This window comes from Mycolicibacterium duvalii (assembly GCF_010726645.1).
GTDB lineage: Bacteria > Actinomycetota > Actinomycetes > Mycobacteriales > Mycobacteriaceae > Mycobacterium > Mycobacterium duvalii.
The window spans coordinates 2067125-2087193 of sequence record NZ_AP022563.1; the positions used below are offsets into that span (position 1 = coordinate 2067125).

The window sequence follows — 20069 nt, forward strand, 5'->3', positions numbered from 1 at the left end:
CCTGCCCGCGCCGTCACCGCACGGCCCGGGCCAGCCTGCGCAACGTGCCGTCGGGGTCGGCGCTACCCGGCAACGCAGCCAAAAGGTGCGTCACACCGAGCTTTTCGATCTCGGCAGCGTAGTCACGAACCTGGTCTGGCGTTCCGGTAACCCCGCGCAGACCGACGAGGAAGTCGACCATGCCGAGTTCCTCGACCAGGCACGCACCGGCACCGCCGACGACGACGTGCTGGCGCGGGTCGTAGCGCTGCTCCAACTCGGCGACCGCGCCGCGCAACTCGGGCGGGATCAACGCCCGCATATGCGCAGCCTTCAGCCCCATGGCGCCCACCGACGCCAGGAACGCGGTGATGTCCGATTTGGCCTGGTCCGGATCGTCACGCACCGAGGTGAAGGCCAGTCCCCACACGTCGATCGCGTCGGCGTCCCGGCCCGCCGCGTTCGCGGCCTCCCGCACTGTGGCGATCTTGTTCGCGACCACGTCCACCGCCATGCCCAGCCCGATCACCACCCCGTCGGCGATCTCGCCGGCGAGCCGCAACGCCTTCGGTCCGTCGCCGGACATGTAGATCGGGACCGGACGCGCCTGCTGCAGCGGCACCGCGGTGCGCCCATCGACTTCAGCCGAGCCGCCCCCGAGCAGGGACCGCACCGCCTCTACGTAGGTACGCATTTCGCGCTGCCCGGCCGCCTTCCGGCCGACGCTGCCCACAGCGCTGCCACCACTGCCGATGGTCAGCACCACCCGGCCCCCGGTGAGCTGATGCAACGACGACATGGCCCCGGCGGTGACGGAGGGATGCCGAAGGCCCGGTGTGGTCACCATGGGAGTCAGCGTGGCCCGGTGGCTCTGACCGGCGGCGACGGCCAACGAAACATACAGCTCGTTCCAAGCGGCGGGCGAATCCCCGACCCCGATGACGGAATAGCCCAGCTCCTCGGCCAGCCGCACCTGCTGACGGAAGAGCGAAAGATCTTCTCCCCAAAGCAGAATGGTTCCCAGTTTCATCGAGCGCTCCTGACTCGTCGACCCTTGGATGCCGGTGCCCGACTTGAGCGCGGTGGGTGCAGCGGATGCAGGCCGGGCATCAACGGACGGTGTTACGCAAGGTCCCCAGCTTCTCGACCGTCGCCTCGACGACCTGGCCCCGCTCAAGGTAGCGGCCGTCCTCATGCGCGACACCGGACGGCGTTCCGGTGAAGAGCACGTCGCCAGGCGCCAGCCGGCTGCGTTGCGCGACGTACTCGACCAGCTCGCCCGGCCCCCACACCAGCGCTGACGTTCTGTCCTGCTGGCGCACTTCCCCGTCGACGGTGAGCGTGAGCTCCAGATCGGGGTGATCGTCACCGATCTCGTCGCGCGTCACGATCCACGGACCGATCGCGCTGGTGTCATCCAGTCCCTTGGCGGAGAAGATGTCCATGCCGGTGACCGACCCACCGAACTGGAGGTCGCGCGCCGAGACGTCGTTGCCGACGCAGTAGCCCAGGATCCCCGGCGTACCGGGATCCCCCGCCCGCACAGGCGATCCGAGGACGACCACCAACTCGACCTCATAGTCGAGCTGCGACGTCAGCGGCGGGTAGACGATCTCGCCGTACGGGTCGATCAACGATTCGTAAGGTTTGAGGAACGCGGCCGGCTTCTCGGGCATTTTCAAGCCGAGTCCCACGACGTGTTTGGCGTAGGTGGCGCCCGCCGCCACCACCTTGGCACCGGGTTCCACCGGCATCAGAAACGTCACCGCCTCCGCATCGACGCGACGACCGGTCAACGGGATCTTCGATCCGAAGTCGGCGGTCAGCGCAGGCGCCCACGCCCGCAGCGGTCCATCGATCAGTTCTACGGCACCACCGTTTGTGACCACGCCCCACGTCGGCAGTCCGTCGATGTCGACGCGCGCGATCCTCATCAGGCAATAACCTTTCGGTCCAAGTGGAAGAGTTCTTGCAGGTCTTGCGAGGCATCGGCGAGTGCCAGACGATCCGGTCGCAGCCGGTGACCGACGGCGGCCCGGACCGCCCGTACGTCGTCGGCGCAATTGACCCCGACCGCCCCGATCAGCACGTCGTCGCGAAGCAACATCGCCGAGAACTCCCGGGATCCCGGGTCGCCACGGAAGACCACCTCGTCGGTCGGCAGGGGGCGGCCGGCGACCTGCAGGTTGACGTCATACTGATCCGACCACACCCAGGGCACCTCGGCGAACATCTCGTAGGCCTCCGGGCCGTCGGCCGCGATGTTGTGCGCGGCGACCGCACCCTGGTGCTGGGCATTCTGCCAGTGCTCGACGCGAACACGCTGCCCCAGAATCGGATTCGGATGATTGGCGATATCGCCTGCGGCATAAACGTCCGGTGCGCTGGTGCGGCAGTACTCGTCGACGACGATGCCGTTGTCGACAGCCAGACCCGCCGCAGCCGCGAGGCTCACGTCCGGCTCCAGTCCGATCGCCACCACGACCGCGTCGGACTCGAACACGGTGCCGTCCGTCAGCCGGGTCGCCACAAGGCCGCCGGCTCCGGCGACGACCTCGCTCACCGTGGCGTTGACGCGGATATCGACCCCGTGCGCCGCATGCATGCGGCCGTAGATCTCGCCGAGCGCCGCCGGCAGCCCGCGGCCCAGTGGCACCCCGGCGGCTTCCAGTGCCGTCACGTGCGTGCCCAGCATCGCGGCACTGGCGGCCAGTTCCGCGCCCACGAAACCGGCGCCGACGATCAACAGACGCTTGCCCGGCCCGAGATGTTGCCGGATGGCCAGCGCATCATCGATGGTCCGCAGCACGTAGACCCCGTCCACCGGCTTGTGGCCGGGCAGGGTGCGGGCACGCCCGCCGGTGGCCAACAGGACCGCGTCGTATGCGACCGGCTCGCCGTCGCTGAGCACCACGCGGTGTGCGGCGGCGTCGAGTGATGACACCGCTCTGCCCAGCATGAATTCGATCTCGCGCTTCTCCCACATCGGGGCGGGCCGTAGATGGACGCGCGGCACCTCGAACTCACCGCGGATCAGCTGCTTCGACAGCGGTGGGCGGGAATAGGGCGGATGGTCCTCGTCTCCGACAACGATGACCCGCCCGTCAAATCCCTTCGAACGCAGCGCGAGTGCCGCGTTACCGCCGGCCAGCCCGGCCCCGACAACGACCACAGTGGGTGTCAAGATTGCCCCCGCCTCAGTGTGTTCAAATAAGACAAAATATGACTATAGTGTCTCACACCACGTTCGAGAAGCGTTAGTAGAGGACCCACATGAGCAACATCACCGCCGTAAACCGGCTCGAGGTCGATCGCAACAGGTGTTGCGGCTACGGAACCTGCGCAGAGCTGTGCCCAGATGTCTTCTCGCTCGACGAGAACGGCTTCGTCGTGGCCAATATGACCGAGATCCCCGACGACCTGATGGAGGCGGCCGAAGAAGCCGCCTACTGCTGCCCGGAGGAAGTCATCAAGATCCGCCAGGCCGGCGCGTCCGACGAGTAGACGGCCGCCACACCCGCAGGGGCAGCCGGCCCATGCGTCTTCATCCCACAAGCGAAAGGCTGGGTAGTTGAGCAGAACCGACGAACTTACCGGAACAGTGTCGATAGTGACCGGCGCTGCAGGCGGGATCGGGTCGGCAACGGTCCGGACGCTGTTGGAGTTGGGCTCGACGGTGGTGGCCGCCGAGCTGCCGGGAACGGATTTCACACAGCTGCGCGAATCAGCGGAGGGCGCTCGCGGCCGACTGGATACCCAGGAAGTGGACATCAGCTCCGAGGAGAGCGTGGTCGCCCTGTTGGAGTCGGTGAAATCGAGACACGGTCGCCTCGACGTGCTGGACAACAACGCCGGCGTGACCAACAAGGCGGCGTTCGACTTCGACGTGGTGAACATGGACGTCGCGATGTGGGACGAGATGCAGGCGGTCAACGTCCGCGGCACCATGCTGATGTGTAAGCATGCCGTCCCGCTGATGATCGAATCCGGCGGCGGATCGATCATCAACATCTCCAGCGACCAGGCGCTGTCCGGTGACAGCATGACGGTGGCCTACGGCACCTCCAAGGCCGGCGTCAACGGGCTCAGCCGATTCGTCGCCGCCGCCTACGGCAAGCACCACATTCGTTGCAACGTCGTCTCTCCCGGACTGATCACCAGCGAGACCATGCTGGCCACCATGCCCGAGGCGATCCAGCAGATCTTCATCGACAACTGCCTCATCCCACGGCTCGGCGACCCCGCCGACATCGCCGAGGCGGTTGCCTTCCTGGCCTCCCCGCGGTCGAGCTACATCACCGGGCAGGTACTGCAGGTCGACGGTGGCGTACTGGCGCATCTGCCCACCATGGCCGCGATCAACGCCTTGTTCGCGCAGGCGGGCGCCCAGTGACCGATGCCGCCGCTGCGCTCCCACTGTCCGGTATCACGGTGGTGGAGGCGGCGGCGTGGACGTTCGTCCCGTCGTCGGGGGCAGTACTGGCCGACTGGGGTGCCGACGTCATCAAGATCGAGCACCCGCAGACCGGCGATCCGCAGCGCGGACTGATCAGTTCGGGTCTGGTCACCGGGGATGCCGGTGGCGCCAACTACCTCATCGAGCAGCCGAACCGGGGGAAACGCAGTGTCGGGATCGACCTGGCGAACCCGGACGGCCGCGCGGCGCTGGACTTCCTGCTGGAGCATGCCGATGTCTTCGTGACGAGTTTCCTGCCGCGGGTGCGGGAGAAGCTCGGCCTCGACCCGGCCACCATCCGCGCCCGCCATCCGCACCTGGTGTATGCCCTGGGCACCGGGCAGGGCACCCGCGGCGAGGAGGCCGGAAAGGGTGGCTACGACGGGTCGTCGTATTTCGCCCGCTCCGGCATCGCCGACGCCTTGACCCCACACGATTCACCGCACCTGGTCGATCAACCGTCGGGCTTCGGTGACCTGATGGGTGGCCTGACCCTGGCCGGCGGGATCACCGCAGCACTGCTGGCCCGGGAACGCGGTCAACAACCGCCCGTCGTCGACGTGTCGCTGCTCGGGCTGGGCCTGTGGAATCTGGGTTTCCCGGTGGTGGCCGCCAAGCTCTACGAAGGGAAGGCGATGCCGGCGCACGACCCGGACAACCTGCCCAACCCGATCGCGCGCGGCTACTACCAGACGGCCGACAAGCGGCACCTGACGCTGATCATGCTGGAGTCCGACCGATTCTGGCCTGACCTGTGCGAGCATCTGGACCGCCCCGATCTGATCGACGATCCGCGGTTCCACAACGCCGAGGCCCGGCGCGCCAACAATCGCGACTGCATCGCCGTCCTGCGCGACATCTTCGCTGCCCGCACGCTGGCGGACTGGACCACCCGGTTGCGCACCCTCAAGGGCGTCTGGTCGCCGGTGCGCACCGCGCTCGAGGCCCACGATGACCCCCAGGTGATCGCCAACGGCTATCTGCCCACCGTCGACACCGCCGAAGGCGTGACACTTGCCGTCGCCGCCAACCCGGTGCGATTCAACGAGACCGCTGCTGTCCCACGTGCCGGCGCACCCACGCACGGCCAGCACACCGAGGAAGTGCTGCTGGATGCCGGCCTCGACTGGGACGAACTCGAGCGACTCAAGGAAATCGGCGCCATCACTTAATCCATCGGCGGCGACACATTGAACAGTTTTCGTGTCAGGTGTACATTCAGGCCACAAGAGACGCCGCTCACATTCCCCTTCAGTCAGCCCCTCGGAGGAACGATGACCCTTCTGGACCAAGACATTTCCAACACCCGCACCGGCCCCGTGCTGTCCGACGGCACTCCGCTGCGCGACCTGATCGACTACGACAAGCGCGAAGTGTCGATGCGACTGCTCAGCGATCCGGAAATCTTCAAATTGGAGATGAAGCACCTCTTCGGCAAGACCTGGAACCTGCTGGGCCACGAGTCCGAGATTCCGCAGCCGGGCGACTACATCATGCGGCAGATCGGGCTGGACCCGGTGATCGTCACCCGCGATCGCAAGATGGGCATCAACGTCCTGCTCAACGTGTGTACCCACCGCGGCATGCAGATCTGCCGCTCCGAAGGCGGCAAGGGCGCCACCTTCAAGTGCCCCTATCACGGCTGGTCGTTCAGCAACAAAGGCCGATTCCTGGGGGCGCCGATCGCCAAGGAGGAGATGCACGGCAACATCCTCCCGAAATCTGAGCTCGGGCTGCGCAAGGCCCGCGTCGAGACCTACGCCGGGATGATCTTCGCCAACTGGGACGAGAACGCCGAACCACTCGACGAATTCCTCGGCGACATCAAGTTCTACACCGACCTGATGTTCGACCGCAGCGAAGGTGGCCTCGAAGTCCTCGGCCCCCCACAGCGTTTCGTAATCCGCGCCAACTGGAAGTGCGCCGGTGAGCAGCACTCCGGCGACGGCTACCACAATCTGACCCTGCACTACTCACTGCAGGAGCTGGAGATGATGGCCGGCGGCGAGGACAAACCGACGGCGATGGCCGGGGTGAACGTGAGCGCCAACGGCCACGGCCTGCGCTGCATCGACCAAACCGAACCCTTTGTACTTCTGATGAAGGACAAAGGCCTGGAGAACATGTCGGTGGTCGAGAAGCTGACCATGCAACCGCCACCGGGCATGACCGCCGAGCACATCCCGTATCTGCAGAAGCGCTTCAGTGAAGCCGCGCTGAAGCTGCTGAGCGACTGCCCGCCGTGTGTCGGTGGCCTGTTCCCGAACGTCGGGTGCTTCGCCCTGAACATGCCGATGCCCGACGGCATGTCGTCGCTGATTTCGTTCCACGCCTTCGTCCCGCTGAGCCCGGGCGAGTTCGAGTTCTACAACTGGTTCCTCGTTGAGAAGGGGGCATCCCCCGCACTGCGCGAGCGAATGAGTAACACCTCCAATCTCTCGTTCGGCGCCAGTGGCTTCGTCGAAACCGACGACGCCGACACCTGGCCACAGATGACCCGGATGGCCGAGGGCTTCATGGGCGCTCAGCAGAAGATTCGCTATCACGCGGTCAGCGGCGAGCGCGTCCCCGAGGGCTGGCCCGGCGGTGGCCACGTGTACGAGGGGTTCGGCAAGGACGACAACCAATGGAACTGGTGGATGACCTACTTCGACAAGATGCTCGGGAGCGCCTCGTGACAACCACCGAACAAACGACAGAAGCCGTCGCAGAGGCACCGCCCAAACAGCGCGTGCACTACGGCGAGCCCGAACACTTCGAGATCGTAGAGTTCCTCGAAGACGAAGCCACCCTGCTCGATTCAGGAAAACTGCTGGAGTGGGTGGGCTTGATGGCCGTGGACCTGCGCTACCAGATGCCGGTGCGATCCACCCGGGACCTGATCGACGGGTCGGAGTTCTCCACCGGCATGTTCATGTTCGACGAGACGATCATGACTCTCGGCATCAAGGCCACCCGGCTGGCCGCGACGACGAGCGCATGGTCGGAGAAGCCGCCTTCGCGTACCCGTCGCCACGTCACCAACATACGGGTGTTCCGCACCGGCGTGGAGGGTGAGTACGAGGTGACCAGCTCATTGTTGTTGCTACGCAACAGGTATCAGGAACACAACTACGAGATCATCTCGGCACGCCGCGTCGACATCCTGCGGCGACAGGACGGTGCACTGAAAATCGCCAAGCGCGTCATCTACTCCGACCAGGCCTCACTGGGCACGCAGAACCTTGCGGTCTTCCTGTGACGGCACCCATCTTCGACCAGAAACAGGAGGCCAACTCGTGAAAATCAACACCCTGGGCTACCTCGGGTTCGAATCACCGAACCACAAGGAATGGGAGTCGTTCGGACCCGAGATATTCGGGCTCGGGCTGAACGATCCGGGAGCCGACGGCACCGTCTACCTGCGGATGGATGATCGTCACCACCGCATCGCCCTGCACCCCGGCAGCGAGGACAAGCTCGCCTACATCGGCTGGGAACTACACGACAAGAACGCATTTCGTGGTGCCATCGCCGAGCTGGAGGCCAAGAACTACCCATATGAACTCGGTAGCCCCGAGGAGTGCGCCGAGCGCGCCGTGACCGGATTCGTGCGCGTCCGCGACCCACACGACTACGTCCACGAGCTCTTCTACGCGGCGGAGTTCACCGCGGGATCGTTCCTGCCGGGCAAACCGCACCACGGCTTCGTCGCCGGTGCCGACGGTGTCGGCCATGTCGTGATGGTGGTACCCGAGTGGGGCGACGACATGGAGAGCTTCGTCACCGACATCCTCGGCATGGAACTGTTCGCGGGTTACCTCACCCCGACACCCGACGGGGGCGTCTTCGGACCGCAGTTCTTCCGCTGCAACCCGCGCAGCCACGTGCTCGGCTACGTCACCATCCCCGGCCTGAAAGGCGTGCAGCACATCGCGATCGAGGGCAACAGCCTCGACGACGTCGGCAAAGCCTACGACCTGGTGCAGGAACGCGAAATGGAGATCACCATGACGCTGGGTCGGCACATGATGGACACCCTGGTGTCTTTCTACATGCGCTCCCCCACCGGTTTCGATATCGAATTCGGCGCCGGCGGCGTGGTTCTGGACACCGAGCACTTCGTCCAGACCAAGCCGTCCAGCGCCGAGGTCTGGGGACACAAGTTCGTCGCCCAAGGATGGGCACCGACGGTCAAGCCCGTCGCCCCGCCCGCCTAGATTCTTCTGAAAGGTTGTACCACCAGTGATCATCGATCTACACGCCCACCATATCGAGCCCAAGATGCTCGGGTTCGATCCCTTCTGGGGTCCGCGCTTCGCGCCCGACGCCGAGGGAATGCAACGCATGACCATCGGAAAGTGGCAGCTCACGCTCGGCACCAAGGAGGCCGCGGCGGCGCACGCCGCGGGCGAGGATTCCTCCCCGTTGGAGTGGATGAAGGCACCGAACCGGCTCAAGCAGATGGACGAACGCGGCATCGACAAGGCCGTGATGTCTGTGCCCGCGCACGCCTTCATGTACCACACCGGCGACTTCGGCACCAAGTGGTGCCGAATGGTCAACGACGAGTTTGCCAAGTACTGCGCGCAGGCGCCGGATCGACTGTTCTGGTGGGCCCCGCTGCCGCTGCAGAACCCGGACGAGGCGCTCAAGGAGCTGGACCGCGCGGTCAAGCTCGGCGCCCGCGGTGTGAACACCGGCGGGGTGAACCTGGGCGGGCACGAATTCCACGACGAGGCACTGCTTCCCGTCTGGAAGCGCTGCGCCGAGCTGAACGTGCCGATCTACGTGCACGGCTACAACCAGTCGGTCGGCTGGGAGGATCCGTCCAAGGACAAGTTCGAGACCACCTCGATTGTCGGCTTCTGCTACGACGAGACGGTCGCGTTCTGGAATCTGATCTGTGGTGGCGTGCTGGACAAGGTGCCGGATCTGACGGTCTGCATCACCCACGGCGGCGGGTTCGTGCCGTACCAGATCGGCCGGTTCGATGCGACCGCGGGAAACCTGTCGGACGGTCTGAACAAGAAGCCGTTCCTGAGCTACCTGGAGAACTTCTACTTCGACCCGTTGATCCACGACCCGATCATGCGGCAGGCCGTGATCGACTCGATCGGTGCGGACCGGTTGCTGTACGGCACCAACTTCAACGGCAGCGACCAGATCCGCGGTTATCTCTTGGAAGGCATGAAGGTCTCCGACGCCGACACCAACAAGATCTGCTACGAGAACGCGTCGAAGCTGCTGGACATCAAGGTCTAGGGCGGCCCGATGTCTGATTTCCTCCTGTCGGCGGACCTGATGGTCCCCGATCCCGATGGTCACACCAAGCTCCTGGTGGAGCGGTTGGGCATCCTGGAACACCCGAACTGGCGGCAGGGTTTCGACAGCCACGGCTACATCGCGCATTTCCTGCGAGTGCACAAGTCGCTGGCCGTGGCGCCCACCCGTCTCGAGCCACAGCACCATTGGGACGTCGAGAAGCCGGTGGACCCGATCTTCTCGGAGTACCTGGACAGTTTGCACGAGTTCCAGGGGCGGTTCCGGCCGATCAAGACGCACTCCTGTGTGATCGCCACCGACAGCATCGAGGAGCTCATCGAGAAGCTGCACCGGCGACGGCTGCCGTTCCGGATCGCGCCCATCGACGACCGATTGGCGTGGGAGCGGCTCTGGGTCGGCACCACCCCCGAGCAACCTCGGTACCGCCCGGTGGTGGACGGCGGGTTGTGTCTGGAGTGGCACCCGATCGCGCCGCTGCAGATGCCACCGGAGACGTTCGGGGACAGCACACCACAGCCGCGGGATCCTCAGCCGGGACAGATGATCCGAATCGTCAACCGCAGCTTCCTGGTTCGCGATCTGGACGATGTGCTTCGCCGGCTCGACACCAACCTGGACATCGTCGCATCGGGTCCCGTCGAGTTGTTCGAGCAGGAAGGCTACCGCCGTGCCCGGATCACCTTCACCGTCGGGCACAGCGCGACGTTGGATCTGATCGAGCCGACCCGCTGGGACTGCGAGACCGGACGCTACCTTGCCACCTGGGGTCCGGGCCCGTACTACATCCGGATCGCGGTCAACGGCCTGGATGCCAAGGCCGCCGACCTCGACGCCCGCCAGACCCGGTACCGGCGGATCGACGACAGCGCAGCGGTGGGTGGATCGTATCTGCAGGTCGATCCGAACGAACTCGACGGAACCCATATTGAGTTCGTCGAAGCCTGATGCTGTGAGATCTCCGTTGATCGCGCCGATCGACAGCGACGATCTGGCCCCGGACACCGCGGCAGCGATCAGTCGAGCACGACGCAGCGGCGCGCTGTCTTCGACTGTGCTGCCGCGGATCTGGGCTCACCGCCCAGAACTTGCCGACGCCCAGATCACGTTGCAGAGTCGCTTCTACGACAGTGCGATCCTGCCCGGCCGGTTGCTGGAGTTGGTGCGGCTGCGGATCGCGTCGATCAATCAGTGCCAGGTGTGTCAGACCGCGCGCAAGTCCGTGGACGTCTCCGAGGAGGACATCGCCTGCCTGTCCGATGACGATGGCCGGTTCAGTGCTTCCGAACAGGCGGCTTTGAAGTTTGCCACCGCGTTGGCCGCCGACCACCTGTCCATCGGCGGTGACGAAATCGAGTCCCTGCTGGAGCATTTCAGTAGCGAGCAGGCGGTGGAACTCGGTATGTTCGCCGCCCTCATGGTGGGTAGCGGCCGGCTCGCCTACGCGTTCCGCGCATTGGAGGCGCAGCAGTGAACACCCAGAGGCCTGTCGACGTTCACGCCCACGCGGTGATCCCGCGCTATCACCGACTGCTGGCCGAGGCCGGCGTCGCGATTCCCGGATACGGAACGGGTGGACCGGGACTCGTCGGCGAGCAGGACGCGGTCACCGACACCGACGATGCGATCGCCCGACGGATCTCGATGATGGACCACGCGGGGGTCGGCCGTCAGCTGCTCTCGGCCATCTTCGCGCCCTATCTGACCGACGAATCCGCAGCGGTGGGGGCGGCACGGTGTGTGAACGATGCCCACGCCGAGATGGCTGCCAAGCAGCCGGATCGATTGGCGGCCTACGCCGCCCTCCCACTTCCGCACGTCGACGCATCACTGCTCGAACTGCGGCGCTGCCTCGACGACCTCGGGATGGTCGGCATCGCGCTGCAGTGTTTCTGCTTCGATGAGTCGCTGGCTGCCGAGCGATTCGAGCCGATTTATGCCGAGTTGAACCGGCGCAAGGCCGTGGTGTTCTTCCATCCCTGCGTCAACGGCCTGTGCTCGCCGCTGATCTCGCAGTGGGGTCTGGCACCGACCGCCGGCGCGGTCTTCGAGGACACCACAATCGCATTGCACCTCATCGTGCGCCAGATCCCGCACCGGTTTCCCGATATTCGGTTCATCGTGCCACATCTCGGCGGCGCGCTACCGATGCTGTTGAGCCGGTTGGACAACCAGCTGCCACTCAGCACACCAGGTCTGCCCGAGCGGCCGAGCGTGACCGCGCGCCGGTTCTTCTACGACACGGTCGGTCACGGATCGGCGGCTGCGTTGCGATGTGCGGTCGACGCGTTCGGGGCCGACCGCATCGTTCCCGGCAGCGACTACCCGGTACTTCTCGGTTTCGAAAGCTACGCCGACACCTTTGGCTACCTGCAGCACGCCGGACTGCCGGAAACGGCTCTGCACCAGATCCTGACGGCCAACGTGGGCCAGCTCTTCGAAAGGAAGTAGATGCGTATCGGAAGGTTCGCTGATTCCACCGGTGCCGGCTTCTGGGCGCTCATCGACCCGGCAGGCGAGAAGGTGCGTCGCATCGACGGCGATATCACCGAGTGGGCCGCAGCAGCTGCCGCCGAGGACACCGCCGGGCTGCGCCTGCAGGACCCCGAGGACGCCGGAGCGCTGACGCAGCTACCCCCCGTCGATCCCGGCGCCCGGGTGTTCGGTGTGGGCGCCAACTATCTTGCCCACCTGCAGAAGCTCGGGGTCACCGAGCCACCCGAGCACCCTACGGCGTTCGTCAAACCGAACTCGGCTCTGACACCACCTGGCGGTACGATCCGCTATCCGCCGACCACCGGGCAACTCGACTACGAGGTCGAGCTGGTCATCGTCCTCGGCGGTTCGGCGACTGACCCGCTGCTCGGCTTCACCATCGGCAATGACGTGAGTGCACGGGATGCCAAGGGCCTGGGCGGGCTGGATCTGTTCAGCATGAAGTGCCTGGACAGCACCTGCCCGGTAGGGCCGTGGATCGTGACACCTGCCGAACTCGGTGGCGGCCGCCAGCCGCATCTCGATATCGGGCTGCGGGTCAATGGCGAGGTACGGCAGGCCGACAACACCCGCGCGATGGTGTTCTCGGTCGAGGACATTCTGGCCTATGTTGACGAGCGAATCCAATTACGTTGCGGTGACCTTATTTTCACCGGCACGACGTCGGGTGTCGGACTGGAGGACGGCCGGTTCCTACAACCGGGCGACGTCGTGGAGGCCGAGATCGAAGGTATCGGCACGTTGCGCAACACGGTTGGCAACCGCCCGTGACGGGTGGGTTTGCTCACAATCACCCCTCGTGGATCCCAACAACTACGGCACCGTGGGCCATAATTGACAACTAGAACACCACGTGAACACAGTGTTCATGTTGTCTGTGAGGTGGTTTACGAATGGCGGTCGACGACCAGCGGGCGGAAAGGGCCGTACAAAAGATCCTTGCCGGCACGATGAAGGCTCTGAGCAGGCAAGGCGCGAGCAAGTTGTCGGTGAGCGACATCTGTGAGGCATCGCAGATCGCCCGGGGTACGTTCTACCGGTACTTCAACAGCAAGGAAGAGGCGTTGGCCGCGCTCGGCCAGCACTTCGAGGACGGCGTTGCCGCGGCGTTCAGGGCAGCCATCGAAGCGAATCCCGCTCCCGAGGCACGCGTCCAGGTGGTGCTCGACACCATCATCGCCTACCGCGCCGCGGGCGGGGACTGGAACCAGATGCTCGATGTTGCGCCGGAGTTCACCCTCGAATTCATCCGCGACACATTCCCCAAACTGGTCGATGTGGTCACCGATGCGCTCGGACCCGCGGCCGAGGAATCACCACTGGTGATCAGCGGTGCACTGACCAAGCGTCAGTTGGGTGACCTGTTCATGCGCAGCCTCACCTCGATGTTATTCCTGCCCGGGAGCCGGTCAGAAGACGTGCCTGCACTGGTGGCGTCGCTGTTCAAGATCGACACCTCCGGCACCGCCGCCAAGCCGCAGCGTCGGCGTAGTGCCAAAACTCGAGCCAAAGCCAGTTGACTGCGCTCCGTCACGACGCGTAGGCGGCGAGGGCAGCTGCGACGTCGAGGTCGCCTACGGCGGCACGCACCGAAGGTTTCGAATGCGACGGCGTGCCCTACGACGACCTGTTGGCCGCCCAGGTCAAGATCGTGCGGGCAGCGATCGAGCGCTGACAGCGGTTCAGCGCGGTGCCATTCGGAGCGCACCGTCCAGCCGGATCGTCTCGCCGTTGAGCATCTGGTTCTCCACGATGTGCGCGGCCAATCCGGCGTACTCGTCGGGGTTTCCCAGCCGGGCCGGATGCGGCACCGTGGCGGCCAGCGTATCGCGCGCCGAGGCGGGCAGGATCGGCGTGTCGAAAAGGCCCGGCGCGATGGACACCACGCGGATCTTCTTTGTCGCCAGGTCCCGGGCACCGACCAGCGTCATGCTCACGATGCCGCCCTTGGCGCTGGCATAGGGAATCTGGCCGATCTGGCCCTCCCAGGCCGCCACCGACGCGGTCAGAACGCACACGCCCCGTTCACCGTCGACCTCGTCGTTGGCGGCCATCCGGGCCGCCGACAACCGCAACATGTTGAAGGTGCCGATCAGGTTGATCCGCACGATGCGTTCGTAGGTCTCCAACGATCCCGGATTGCCGTCACGATCCACGAGCCGCACCGGGCCGCCCTTGCCTGCGCAGTGCACAAGGATCCGCAGGTCCCCCAACCGCTGGGCGGCGTCCAGCGCGGCGTTGACCTGATCGGTTTCGGTCACATCGGCCGCGGCGAATTCCACACCCTCACCCAGGGAGTCGGCGACCGACTCACCGGCAGAGGTGGGCAGGTCGAGGATCACCACCCGCGCACCGGCGTCGGCCAGCCGACGCACGGTGGCCAGCCCCAGGCCCGAAGCGCCTCCTGTGACGACTGCGACCGAATCGGAGATCTTCATATATGACCTTTCAAAGTCGTTGCAGGATAGTTGCATTGGCCATGCCGCCGTTCTCGCACATGGTCTGCAGCCCGTACTCGCCCGGCCGCAGCCCGTGCACCAGCGTCGTCATGATCCGCGCCCCCGATGCACCGAGTGGGTGCCCGAGTGCGATGGCACCGCCGGCCGGGTTCAGCCTGGCCGGGTCAGCCTCCAGTTCCCGGAGCCACGCCAGTGGCACCGTGGCGAAGGCCTCGTTCACCTCATAGCGCGAGAGGTCGTCGACGGTCAGACCGGCGCGCTGTAATGCCCTGCGGGAGGCCGGGATCGGTGCGGTGAGCATGGTCACCGGATCCTCGGCCGCGGTGGCGAAGGAGACCAACCGGGCCAGCGGTGTCAGCCCGAGCCGATTGGCAGTGGATTCCGAGGCGATCAGCAATGCCGCGGCTCCGTCGGTGATCTGCGACGAATTTCCCGCGGTCACCGTCCATTCGATGTCCGGAAAGCGCTGGGCGTACCCGTCATCGTAGAACGCCGGCTTCAAACCGGCCAGTTTCGCGACGGAGGTGTCCGGCCGAATTGTCTCGTCGGCGTCCACGACCCGATCGCCGTCTTTCACCGCGACGATCTCGGCGTCGAACGTACCGGCGGCTACCGCAGCGGCGGCACGGTGGTGCGACTCGACCGCGTAGCGGTCCTGGTCCGCACGGCTCAGTCGCCACTTCACGGCGACCAGCTCAGCCGAAATACCCTGCGGCACCAGTCCTGGCGGGTACCGGTGCGCGGCCGGCGCAAACGGATCCACCCCCATCCGGGCCACCCCCATCGGCACCCGGCTCATCGACTCGATCCCACACGCGACGGCGATGTCCTGGGCCCCGGCCATGATGGCCCAGGCCGCGTAGTCGACGGCCTGCTGCCCGGATCCGCACCGCCGGTCGATCGTGACACCGGGGACATACTCGGGCAGCCCGGCGGCCAGCCACGCGAAACGTCCTGGGGTACCGGCCTGTTCACCGGCTTGCGACACGCAGCCGGTGACCACGTCGTCGACGGTCGCCGGGTCGACATCGTTGCGGTCCATCAACGCGGACAGCGTCTGGGCCAGCAGGTCGACCGCGTTGATTCCCGACAGGCTGCCGCCGGGCTTGCCGCGGCCCATCGGCGTGCGGACGGCATCGATGATGACGGCGGATTCCATCTAATTGTCTCCCGTCGCTTCGCTCGCCCCGATGACAGTCACAGCCCCAGCGACTTCGCAATGATCACCTTCATCACCTCACTGGAGCCCGCGTAGATGCGCGACACCCGGGCATCCGCGTAGGCCTTCGCGATCGGGTATTCGAGCATGTAGCCGTAGCCGCCGTGCAATTGCAGGCAGCGGTCGATGACCCGGCCCTGCAACTCGGTGCAGAACAGTTTCACCATCGCGGCGTCCGCGGCGGTCAGCTCCTTGGCCTCGTGCGCCACCAGCGCGCGGTCGAGCAGCGACTGCCCGGCCTCGATGTCGGTCGCACACGCAGCCAATTCGAACTTGGTGTTCTGGAACGACGCGACCGTGGTTCCGAATGCCTTGCGGTCCTTGGTGTATGCGACAGTGTCGGACAACGCCTTGACCGCCGCGGCCTGACTGTTCACCGCGATGGACAGCCGCTCCTGGGCCAGATTGCCGGTCAGATGGCCAAACCCGGCGCCCTCGGCACCCAAGAGGTTCTCGGCGGGAACAACGACATCCTCGAAAGTCAGCTCGGAGAGATCCTGGGCTTTGAGCCCGAGCTTCTCCAACTTGCGTCCGCGCGACAATCCGGGACTGTCACCGTCGATGACCAGCAGGCTCAACCCGTCGCGACCCGCAGAAGGATCGGTCTTGACCGCGGTGATGATCAGGTCGGCGTTGGCACCGTTGGAGATGAAGGTCTTGGTGCCGTTCACGACGTAACTGTCGCCGTCGCGAACGGCCTTCATGGTCAGCGCTTTCACGTCGGAACCGGCGACCGGTTCCGACATCGCCAGCGCCGCCACCGCATCGCCGGTGACCAGTCGCGGCAGCCACCGGGCCTGCTGCTCGGGGTTGGCGACATCAAGGAAGTAGGGCATCGCGATGTCGGTGTGCACCCGCAGACCGCCCAGTGCGATACCGGCCCGCTGCGACTCCTCGGTGAGCACGACGTTGAACAGGAAGCTGTCCTGCCCTCCCCCGCCGAACTCCTCGGGAACCTGCGTGCCCAGCAGGCCCAGCTTGCCTGCCGCTATCCAGAAGTGCCTCGGAGGCGCCCCGGCGCGTTCCCACTCGTCGTACTCTGGCACAACGTGGTCGGCGTAGAACGCCCGAACCGTTGCCCGGAAGGCTTCATGATCGTCATTGAACAGCGAGCGTTTCACCAGTCACCTCTCGGCGCGTTCGCCCACGCACCCGCGCGGTTTTCCGATTTGACACATGAGACACTATCAACAGATTATGTTCAATACGATAGGGGGCTGAAATGAACGTCACAGTGTTCGGCGGATCCGGCCAGATCGGCCGTTTCGTCGTCACCGATCTGCTGGCCGCCGGCCACCAGGTCACCGCGTACGTTCGTAACCCGGCGAAGCTAGGCATCGACGACCCCGGACTGACCGCGGTCACCGGAGAACTGTCGGACGCCGAGCGAATTCGGCAGGCGGTCCACGGCGCCGACGCAGTTATCAGTGCCCTTGGGCCGTCGCTCAAACGCGGCGCCAAGGGCACACCCATCACCGAGGGCACCCGCAACATCGCCGCCGCCATGGCAGCCGAGGATGTCAGCCGCTACATCGGTCTTGCCACCCCGTCGGTTCCCGATGAACGAGACCAGCCGACCTTGAAGGCCAAGATCCTGCCGGTGATGGCGAAGGCGATGTTCCCCAACGCCCTGGCGGAGCTCGTCGGAATGACCGAGGCGGTCACCAAGTCCGGGCTGAACTGGACCATCGCCCGGATCACCCGTCCGACCAACGGAAAACCGAAAGGTACTGTGCGGGCCGGCTTCCTCGGCCGCGACAAAGTCGGATCAGCCATGACAAGGCCCGACATCGCCGCCTTCCTCGTCGCCCAGCTCACCGACGACACGTTCTCGAAAGCCGCACCGGCGATCAGTAATTGACTCAGACGGAAGAATCGAACATGGCTAGTAACAAAGAACTTGCGCTCACCTGGTTTCAGGCCCTGGTCAGCGGGGACGCCGAAACCGCGGTATCACTGATCGCCGACGACTTCCGCTACTTTCTGACCGGCACCCTTCCCGCCTCGCGCTGGTGGGAGAAGGAAGGCTTCTTCACCAGCGCACAGATGTTCTCCGGGGTCTTGGCCGGCCCGATCACGATGCGCATCGGGGATGTGACAGCCGAGGACGACCGTGTCTGGCTGGAGGCCGAAAGCGAGGCGCCGCTGGCGAGCGGAGGCACCTATGCCAACACCTATGTCATCGCCCTGCGGGTGCGCGACGGCAAGATCGTCGAGATGAAGGAGTTCTCGGACTCCTTGCACGTTTTCGAGGCGATCGATGCACCCGAAGTGCGCGGCCCCCGTAAGCCGCGCCAGAGCCCGTTGACCACCGTCACCGCGTCCGTGCAGGGCGCGACCGCCGGAGCGGACCTTCCCTGACAGCCGACGAACCGACATGAGCCAAAACCTCTCCAGGACTGAGGATCTCGGCGTTGTGCGCTATGAGCGTGATGGGGCCATCGCCCGAATCGTGCTCAATTGGCCGGAACGGGCGAATGCCCAGTCCTCGGAAATGGTCCGCCAGGTAGATACCTGCCTCGACGAGGCGCGGCGGGACTACGGCGTGAAAGTGGTGATCGTCAAGGGCAGCGGTAAAGGGTTCTGCGCCGGTCACGTCATCGCGCCGGACGCCTACCCGGAGTTCACCGACTCGCAGGCCAACACCGGCAGCAACTACCAGGGCAGCAAGGAACTCTTCCTGTGGCCCACCTTGCGGTACTGGGAGTTTCCCAAACCGATGATCGCGCAGGTGCACGGCTACGCGATCGGCGGCGGCACGTACTGGGCGCTGCTGCCCGAGCTCACCATCGCCTCCGACGACGCGTACTTTCATGATGCCGCTGGTGCCGGGCCTGGGCTTCGCCGGGGGCGAGACGATGATCGAGCCGTGGGTCTTCATGAATTACAAGCGGGCAGCCGAATACCTCTACACCGCACAGACATTGACCGCGGCGGAGGCGCTGCAGATGGGCCTGGTCAATCGTGTGGTGGCACGCGACGAACTCGAGTCGGTGACCGAGGAGCTGGCGGCCAACATCGCCCGCGCCCCACTGTCCACGCTGATGGCGACGAAGTCCATGCTGGTGCGCGCCTGGGAGCAGATGGGCATGCGGCAGCACCTCGAGCTGTCGGCCGACGTGATGTCGGTGCTGGAACACACCTCCGACGCGCAGGCGCTGCGGGCCGAACTGCAAAACAGGGGCCGGCTGCCCCGCGAGCAAGCGACCGAAGGCTAACGCGCCCGGTAGAACTCGACGGCGCGCCGGATCGAGTCGTGGATCGGCTCGGGATGCCAGCCGAGCTCACGCTCGGCCTTGCCGTGGTCCATCGGAGACATGATGTGCATCAGGCGCACCGAAAGTGTGGACAGCAGCACGTCACGCCGGAATAGCTTCGCGGCAACGTCGCCCAGGTAGCCGAGGGCGTACATGACCTTCAACGGAATCCCGATGCGCGGTGGCCGCACACCCCCGGCCTGCGCGGCTGCCCCGTAGAGCTCGCGCGCGCTGATGTACCGCTCGGAGATGATGTATCGCTCCCCGACGCGCCCCTTCTCGGCGGCCAGGATCAGGGCACGGGCCGCGTCCTCGATGCCGACCACTTCCATCGACATGTCCTTGACGTAGACCGGCATCTTGCCCCGGGCCGCGGCGTCCAGCAATGCGCCATGCGGCGTCGGCTGAAAGTCACCGGGACCATAGGTGTTCGAGACGCACAATGCCACCGCGGGCAGTCCCCGTTCGCGGGCGTAGCGCAGCACCAGATTCTCGGCTTCGACGCGTGACCGGATGTACCCGCCGCCCTGGTCCAGCCAGTTGAATGGCTCATCCTCGGTGACGGGGCCGCCGTCTGCGCTCAGTGCGATGGTGCCGATGGTGCTGGTGAAGATGAACCGTCGCACGTCTGCCTGCACCGCGGCATCGAGCACGTGCCGTAGGCCTTCGACATTGGTGCGGAACAGCGGGGCGGGGTCGCGCAACCACGCCCTGGTGTCGACGACGCAGTAATACACTTCGTCACACCCGGCCATCGCGTCGCGTAGCGTCGCGTCGTCGAACACGTCGCCATGGAGTCGCTCGACATCCAGGTCGTCGATGGCCGCAGTTGAGCTGGTGCGGCGCAGCAGAACCCGGACCGCGGCGCCGCGCTCGACCAGTTGCCGGGTGACATGCGAGCCGAGGAAGCCGCTCGCCCCGATCACCAGTTTCAGCGGCAC

The 20069-nt window shown here is 65.5% G+C and carries 21 protein-coding genes and 1 pseudogene; 15 read left to right on the top strand and 7 right to left on the bottom strand.

Going from position 1 to position 20069, the window contains the following annotated elements; all coding sequences use genetic code 11:
* Positions 1-13: 13 nt before the first annotated feature.
* The 3 genes from G6N31_RS09565 to G6N31_RS09575 form a co-directional block, all read right to left on the bottom strand.
* Positions 14-1009 (bottom strand): LLM class flavin-dependent oxidoreductase, encoded by a 996-nt coding sequence (locus G6N31_RS09565; RefSeq protein WP_163722120.1) that lies wholly within the window; start codon positions 1007-1009, stop codon positions 14-16.
* A gap of 79 nt (positions 1010-1088) precedes the next feature.
* Entirely contained in the window at positions 1089-1913 is an 825-nt protein-coding gene (locus G6N31_RS09570) for a fumarylacetoacetate hydrolase family protein (RefSeq protein ID WP_098003099.1), read from the bottom strand.
* The gene (locus G6N31_RS09575; RefSeq protein ID WP_098003098.1) at positions 1913-3163 is read right to left on the bottom strand and encodes an NAD(P)/FAD-dependent oxidoreductase; all 1251 of its coding nucleotides are present in this window, start codon (positions 3161-3163) and stop codon (positions 1913-1915) included. Before G6N31_RS09575 ends, G6N31_RS09570 begins: the two co-directional genes overlap by 1 nt.
* An 89-nt stretch (positions 3164-3252) precedes the next feature.
* On the opposite strand from G6N31_RS09575, the gene G6N31_RS09580 reads away from it, so the two are divergent.
* The 12 genes from G6N31_RS09580 (at position 3253) to G6N31_RS09635 (ending at position 13713) form a co-directional block, all read left to right on the top strand.
* A complete protein-coding gene (locus G6N31_RS09580; RefSeq protein ID WP_098003097.1) occupies positions 3253-3483 on the top strand; it encodes a ferredoxin in 231 nt (76 codons plus the stop codon).
* 106 nt (positions 3484-3589) lie between these two features.
* Complete coding sequence (locus G6N31_RS09585; protein ID WP_197747165.1) at positions 3590-4372, top strand: SDR family NAD(P)-dependent oxidoreductase; 783 nt, start codon at positions 3590-3592, stop codon at positions 4370-4372.
* Complete coding sequence (locus G6N31_RS09590; RefSeq protein ID WP_234815269.1) at positions 4369-5607, top strand: CaiB/BaiF CoA transferase family protein; 1239 nt, start codon at positions 4369-4371, stop codon at positions 5605-5607. The genes G6N31_RS09585 and G6N31_RS09590 overlap by 4 nt, the downstream gene beginning before the upstream one ends.
* A 102-nt stretch (positions 5608-5709) precedes the next feature.
* The gene (locus G6N31_RS09595) at positions 5710-7113 is read left to right on the top strand and encodes an aromatic ring-hydroxylating oxygenase subunit alpha (protein WP_098003095.1); all 1404 of its coding nucleotides are present in this window, start codon (positions 5710-5712) and stop codon (positions 7111-7113) included.
* Positions 7110-7676, top strand: coding sequence for an aromatic-ring-hydroxylating dioxygenase subunit beta (locus tag G6N31_RS09600; RefSeq protein ID WP_163722122.1), 567 nt, complete (start codon positions 7110-7112; stop codon positions 7674-7676). Before G6N31_RS09595 ends, G6N31_RS09600 begins: the two co-directional genes overlap by 4 nt.
* 37 nt (positions 7677-7713) lie before the next feature.
* On the top strand, positions 7714-8634 hold the full coding sequence (locus tag G6N31_RS09605; protein ID WP_098003093.1) for a VOC family protein: 921 nt from the start codon (positions 7714-7716) through the stop codon (positions 8632-8634).
* A 25-nt stretch (positions 8635-8659) separates the two neighbouring features.
* The gene (locus G6N31_RS09610) at positions 8660-9679 is read left to right on the top strand and encodes an amidohydrolase family protein (protein WP_197747166.1); all 1020 of its coding nucleotides are present in this window, start codon (positions 8660-8662) and stop codon (positions 9677-9679) included.
* A 9-nt stretch (positions 9680-9688) separates the two neighbouring features.
* Complete coding sequence (locus G6N31_RS09615; RefSeq protein WP_098003092.1) at positions 9689-10645, top strand: VOC family protein; 957 nt, start codon at positions 9689-9691, stop codon at positions 10643-10645.
* Positions 10646-10649: 4 nt separating this feature from the next.
* Positions 10650-11171, top strand: a complete 522-nt coding sequence (locus tag G6N31_RS09620) for a carboxymuconolactone decarboxylase family protein (protein ID WP_197747167.1) — start codon at positions 10650-10652, stop codon at positions 11169-11171.
* Positions 11168-12148 carry an amidohydrolase family protein gene (locus G6N31_RS09625; protein WP_163722125.1) on the top strand — a complete coding sequence of 327 codons (981 nt, stop codon included), beginning with the start codon at positions 11168-11170 and terminating at the stop codon, positions 12146-12148. The genes G6N31_RS09620 and G6N31_RS09625 overlap by 4 nt, the downstream gene beginning before the upstream one ends.
* Entirely contained in the window at positions 12149-12964 is an 816-nt protein-coding gene (locus G6N31_RS09630; protein ID WP_098003090.1) for a fumarylacetoacetate hydrolase family protein, read from the top strand.
* 122 nt (positions 12965-13086) lie between these two features.
* A complete protein-coding gene (locus G6N31_RS09635) occupies positions 13087-13713 on the top strand; it encodes a TetR/AcrR family transcriptional regulator (RefSeq protein ID WP_098003089.1) in 627 nt (208 codons plus the stop codon).
* 162 nt (positions 13714-13875) lie between these two features.
* Here the strand turns inward: G6N31_RS09635 and G6N31_RS09640 are convergent, their stop codons facing one another.
* The 3 genes from G6N31_RS09640 to G6N31_RS09650 are packed head-to-tail and all read right to left on the bottom strand — an operon-like array spanning position 13876 to position 16992.
* Positions 13876-14631 carry an SDR family NAD(P)-dependent oxidoreductase gene (locus tag G6N31_RS09640; RefSeq protein WP_098003088.1) on the bottom strand — a complete coding sequence of 252 codons (756 nt, stop codon included), beginning with the start codon at positions 14629-14631 and terminating at the stop codon, positions 13876-13878.
* A 10-nt stretch (positions 14632-14641) separates the two neighbouring features.
* Positions 14642-15811: a thiolase family protein gene (locus G6N31_RS09645; protein WP_098003087.1), complete on the bottom strand. Its 1170-nt coding sequence runs from the start codon at positions 15809-15811 to the stop codon at positions 14642-14644.
* A 38-nt stretch (positions 15812-15849) separates the two neighbouring features.
* A complete protein-coding gene (locus G6N31_RS09650) occupies positions 15850-16992 on the bottom strand; it encodes an acyl-CoA dehydrogenase family protein (RefSeq protein WP_098003086.1) in 1143 nt (380 codons plus the stop codon).
* 101 nt (positions 16993-17093) lie between these two features.
* Here G6N31_RS09650 and G6N31_RS09655 point away from each other — a divergent pair, with 101 nt between their 5' ends.
* From G6N31_RS09655 to G6N31_RS27825, 3 genes and pseudogenes are all read left to right on the top strand, one after another.
* Positions 17094-17732 (top strand): NAD(P)-dependent oxidoreductase, encoded by a 639-nt coding sequence (locus G6N31_RS09655; protein WP_098003085.1) that lies wholly within the window; start codon positions 17094-17096, stop codon positions 17730-17732.
* A 20-nt stretch (positions 17733-17752) separates the two neighbouring features.
* Positions 17753-18232 carry a nuclear transport factor 2 family protein gene (locus G6N31_RS09660; protein WP_098003084.1) on the top strand — a complete coding sequence of 160 codons (480 nt, stop codon included), beginning with the start codon at positions 17753-17755 and terminating at the stop codon, positions 18230-18232.
* A gap of 16 nt (positions 18233-18248) precedes the next feature.
* Positions 18249-19089 (top strand): annotated as a pseudogene (locus tag G6N31_RS27825) (enoyl-CoA hydratase-related protein).
* On the opposite strand, the gene G6N31_RS09670 reads toward G6N31_RS27825, so the two are convergent.
* The gene (locus G6N31_RS09670; RefSeq protein ID WP_098003083.1) at positions 19086-20069 is read right to left on the bottom strand and encodes an NAD-dependent epimerase/dehydratase family protein; all 984 of its coding nucleotides are present in this window, start codon (positions 20067-20069) and stop codon (positions 19086-19088) included. The pseudogene G6N31_RS27825 and the gene G6N31_RS09670 sit on opposite strands and share 4 nt — an antisense overlap.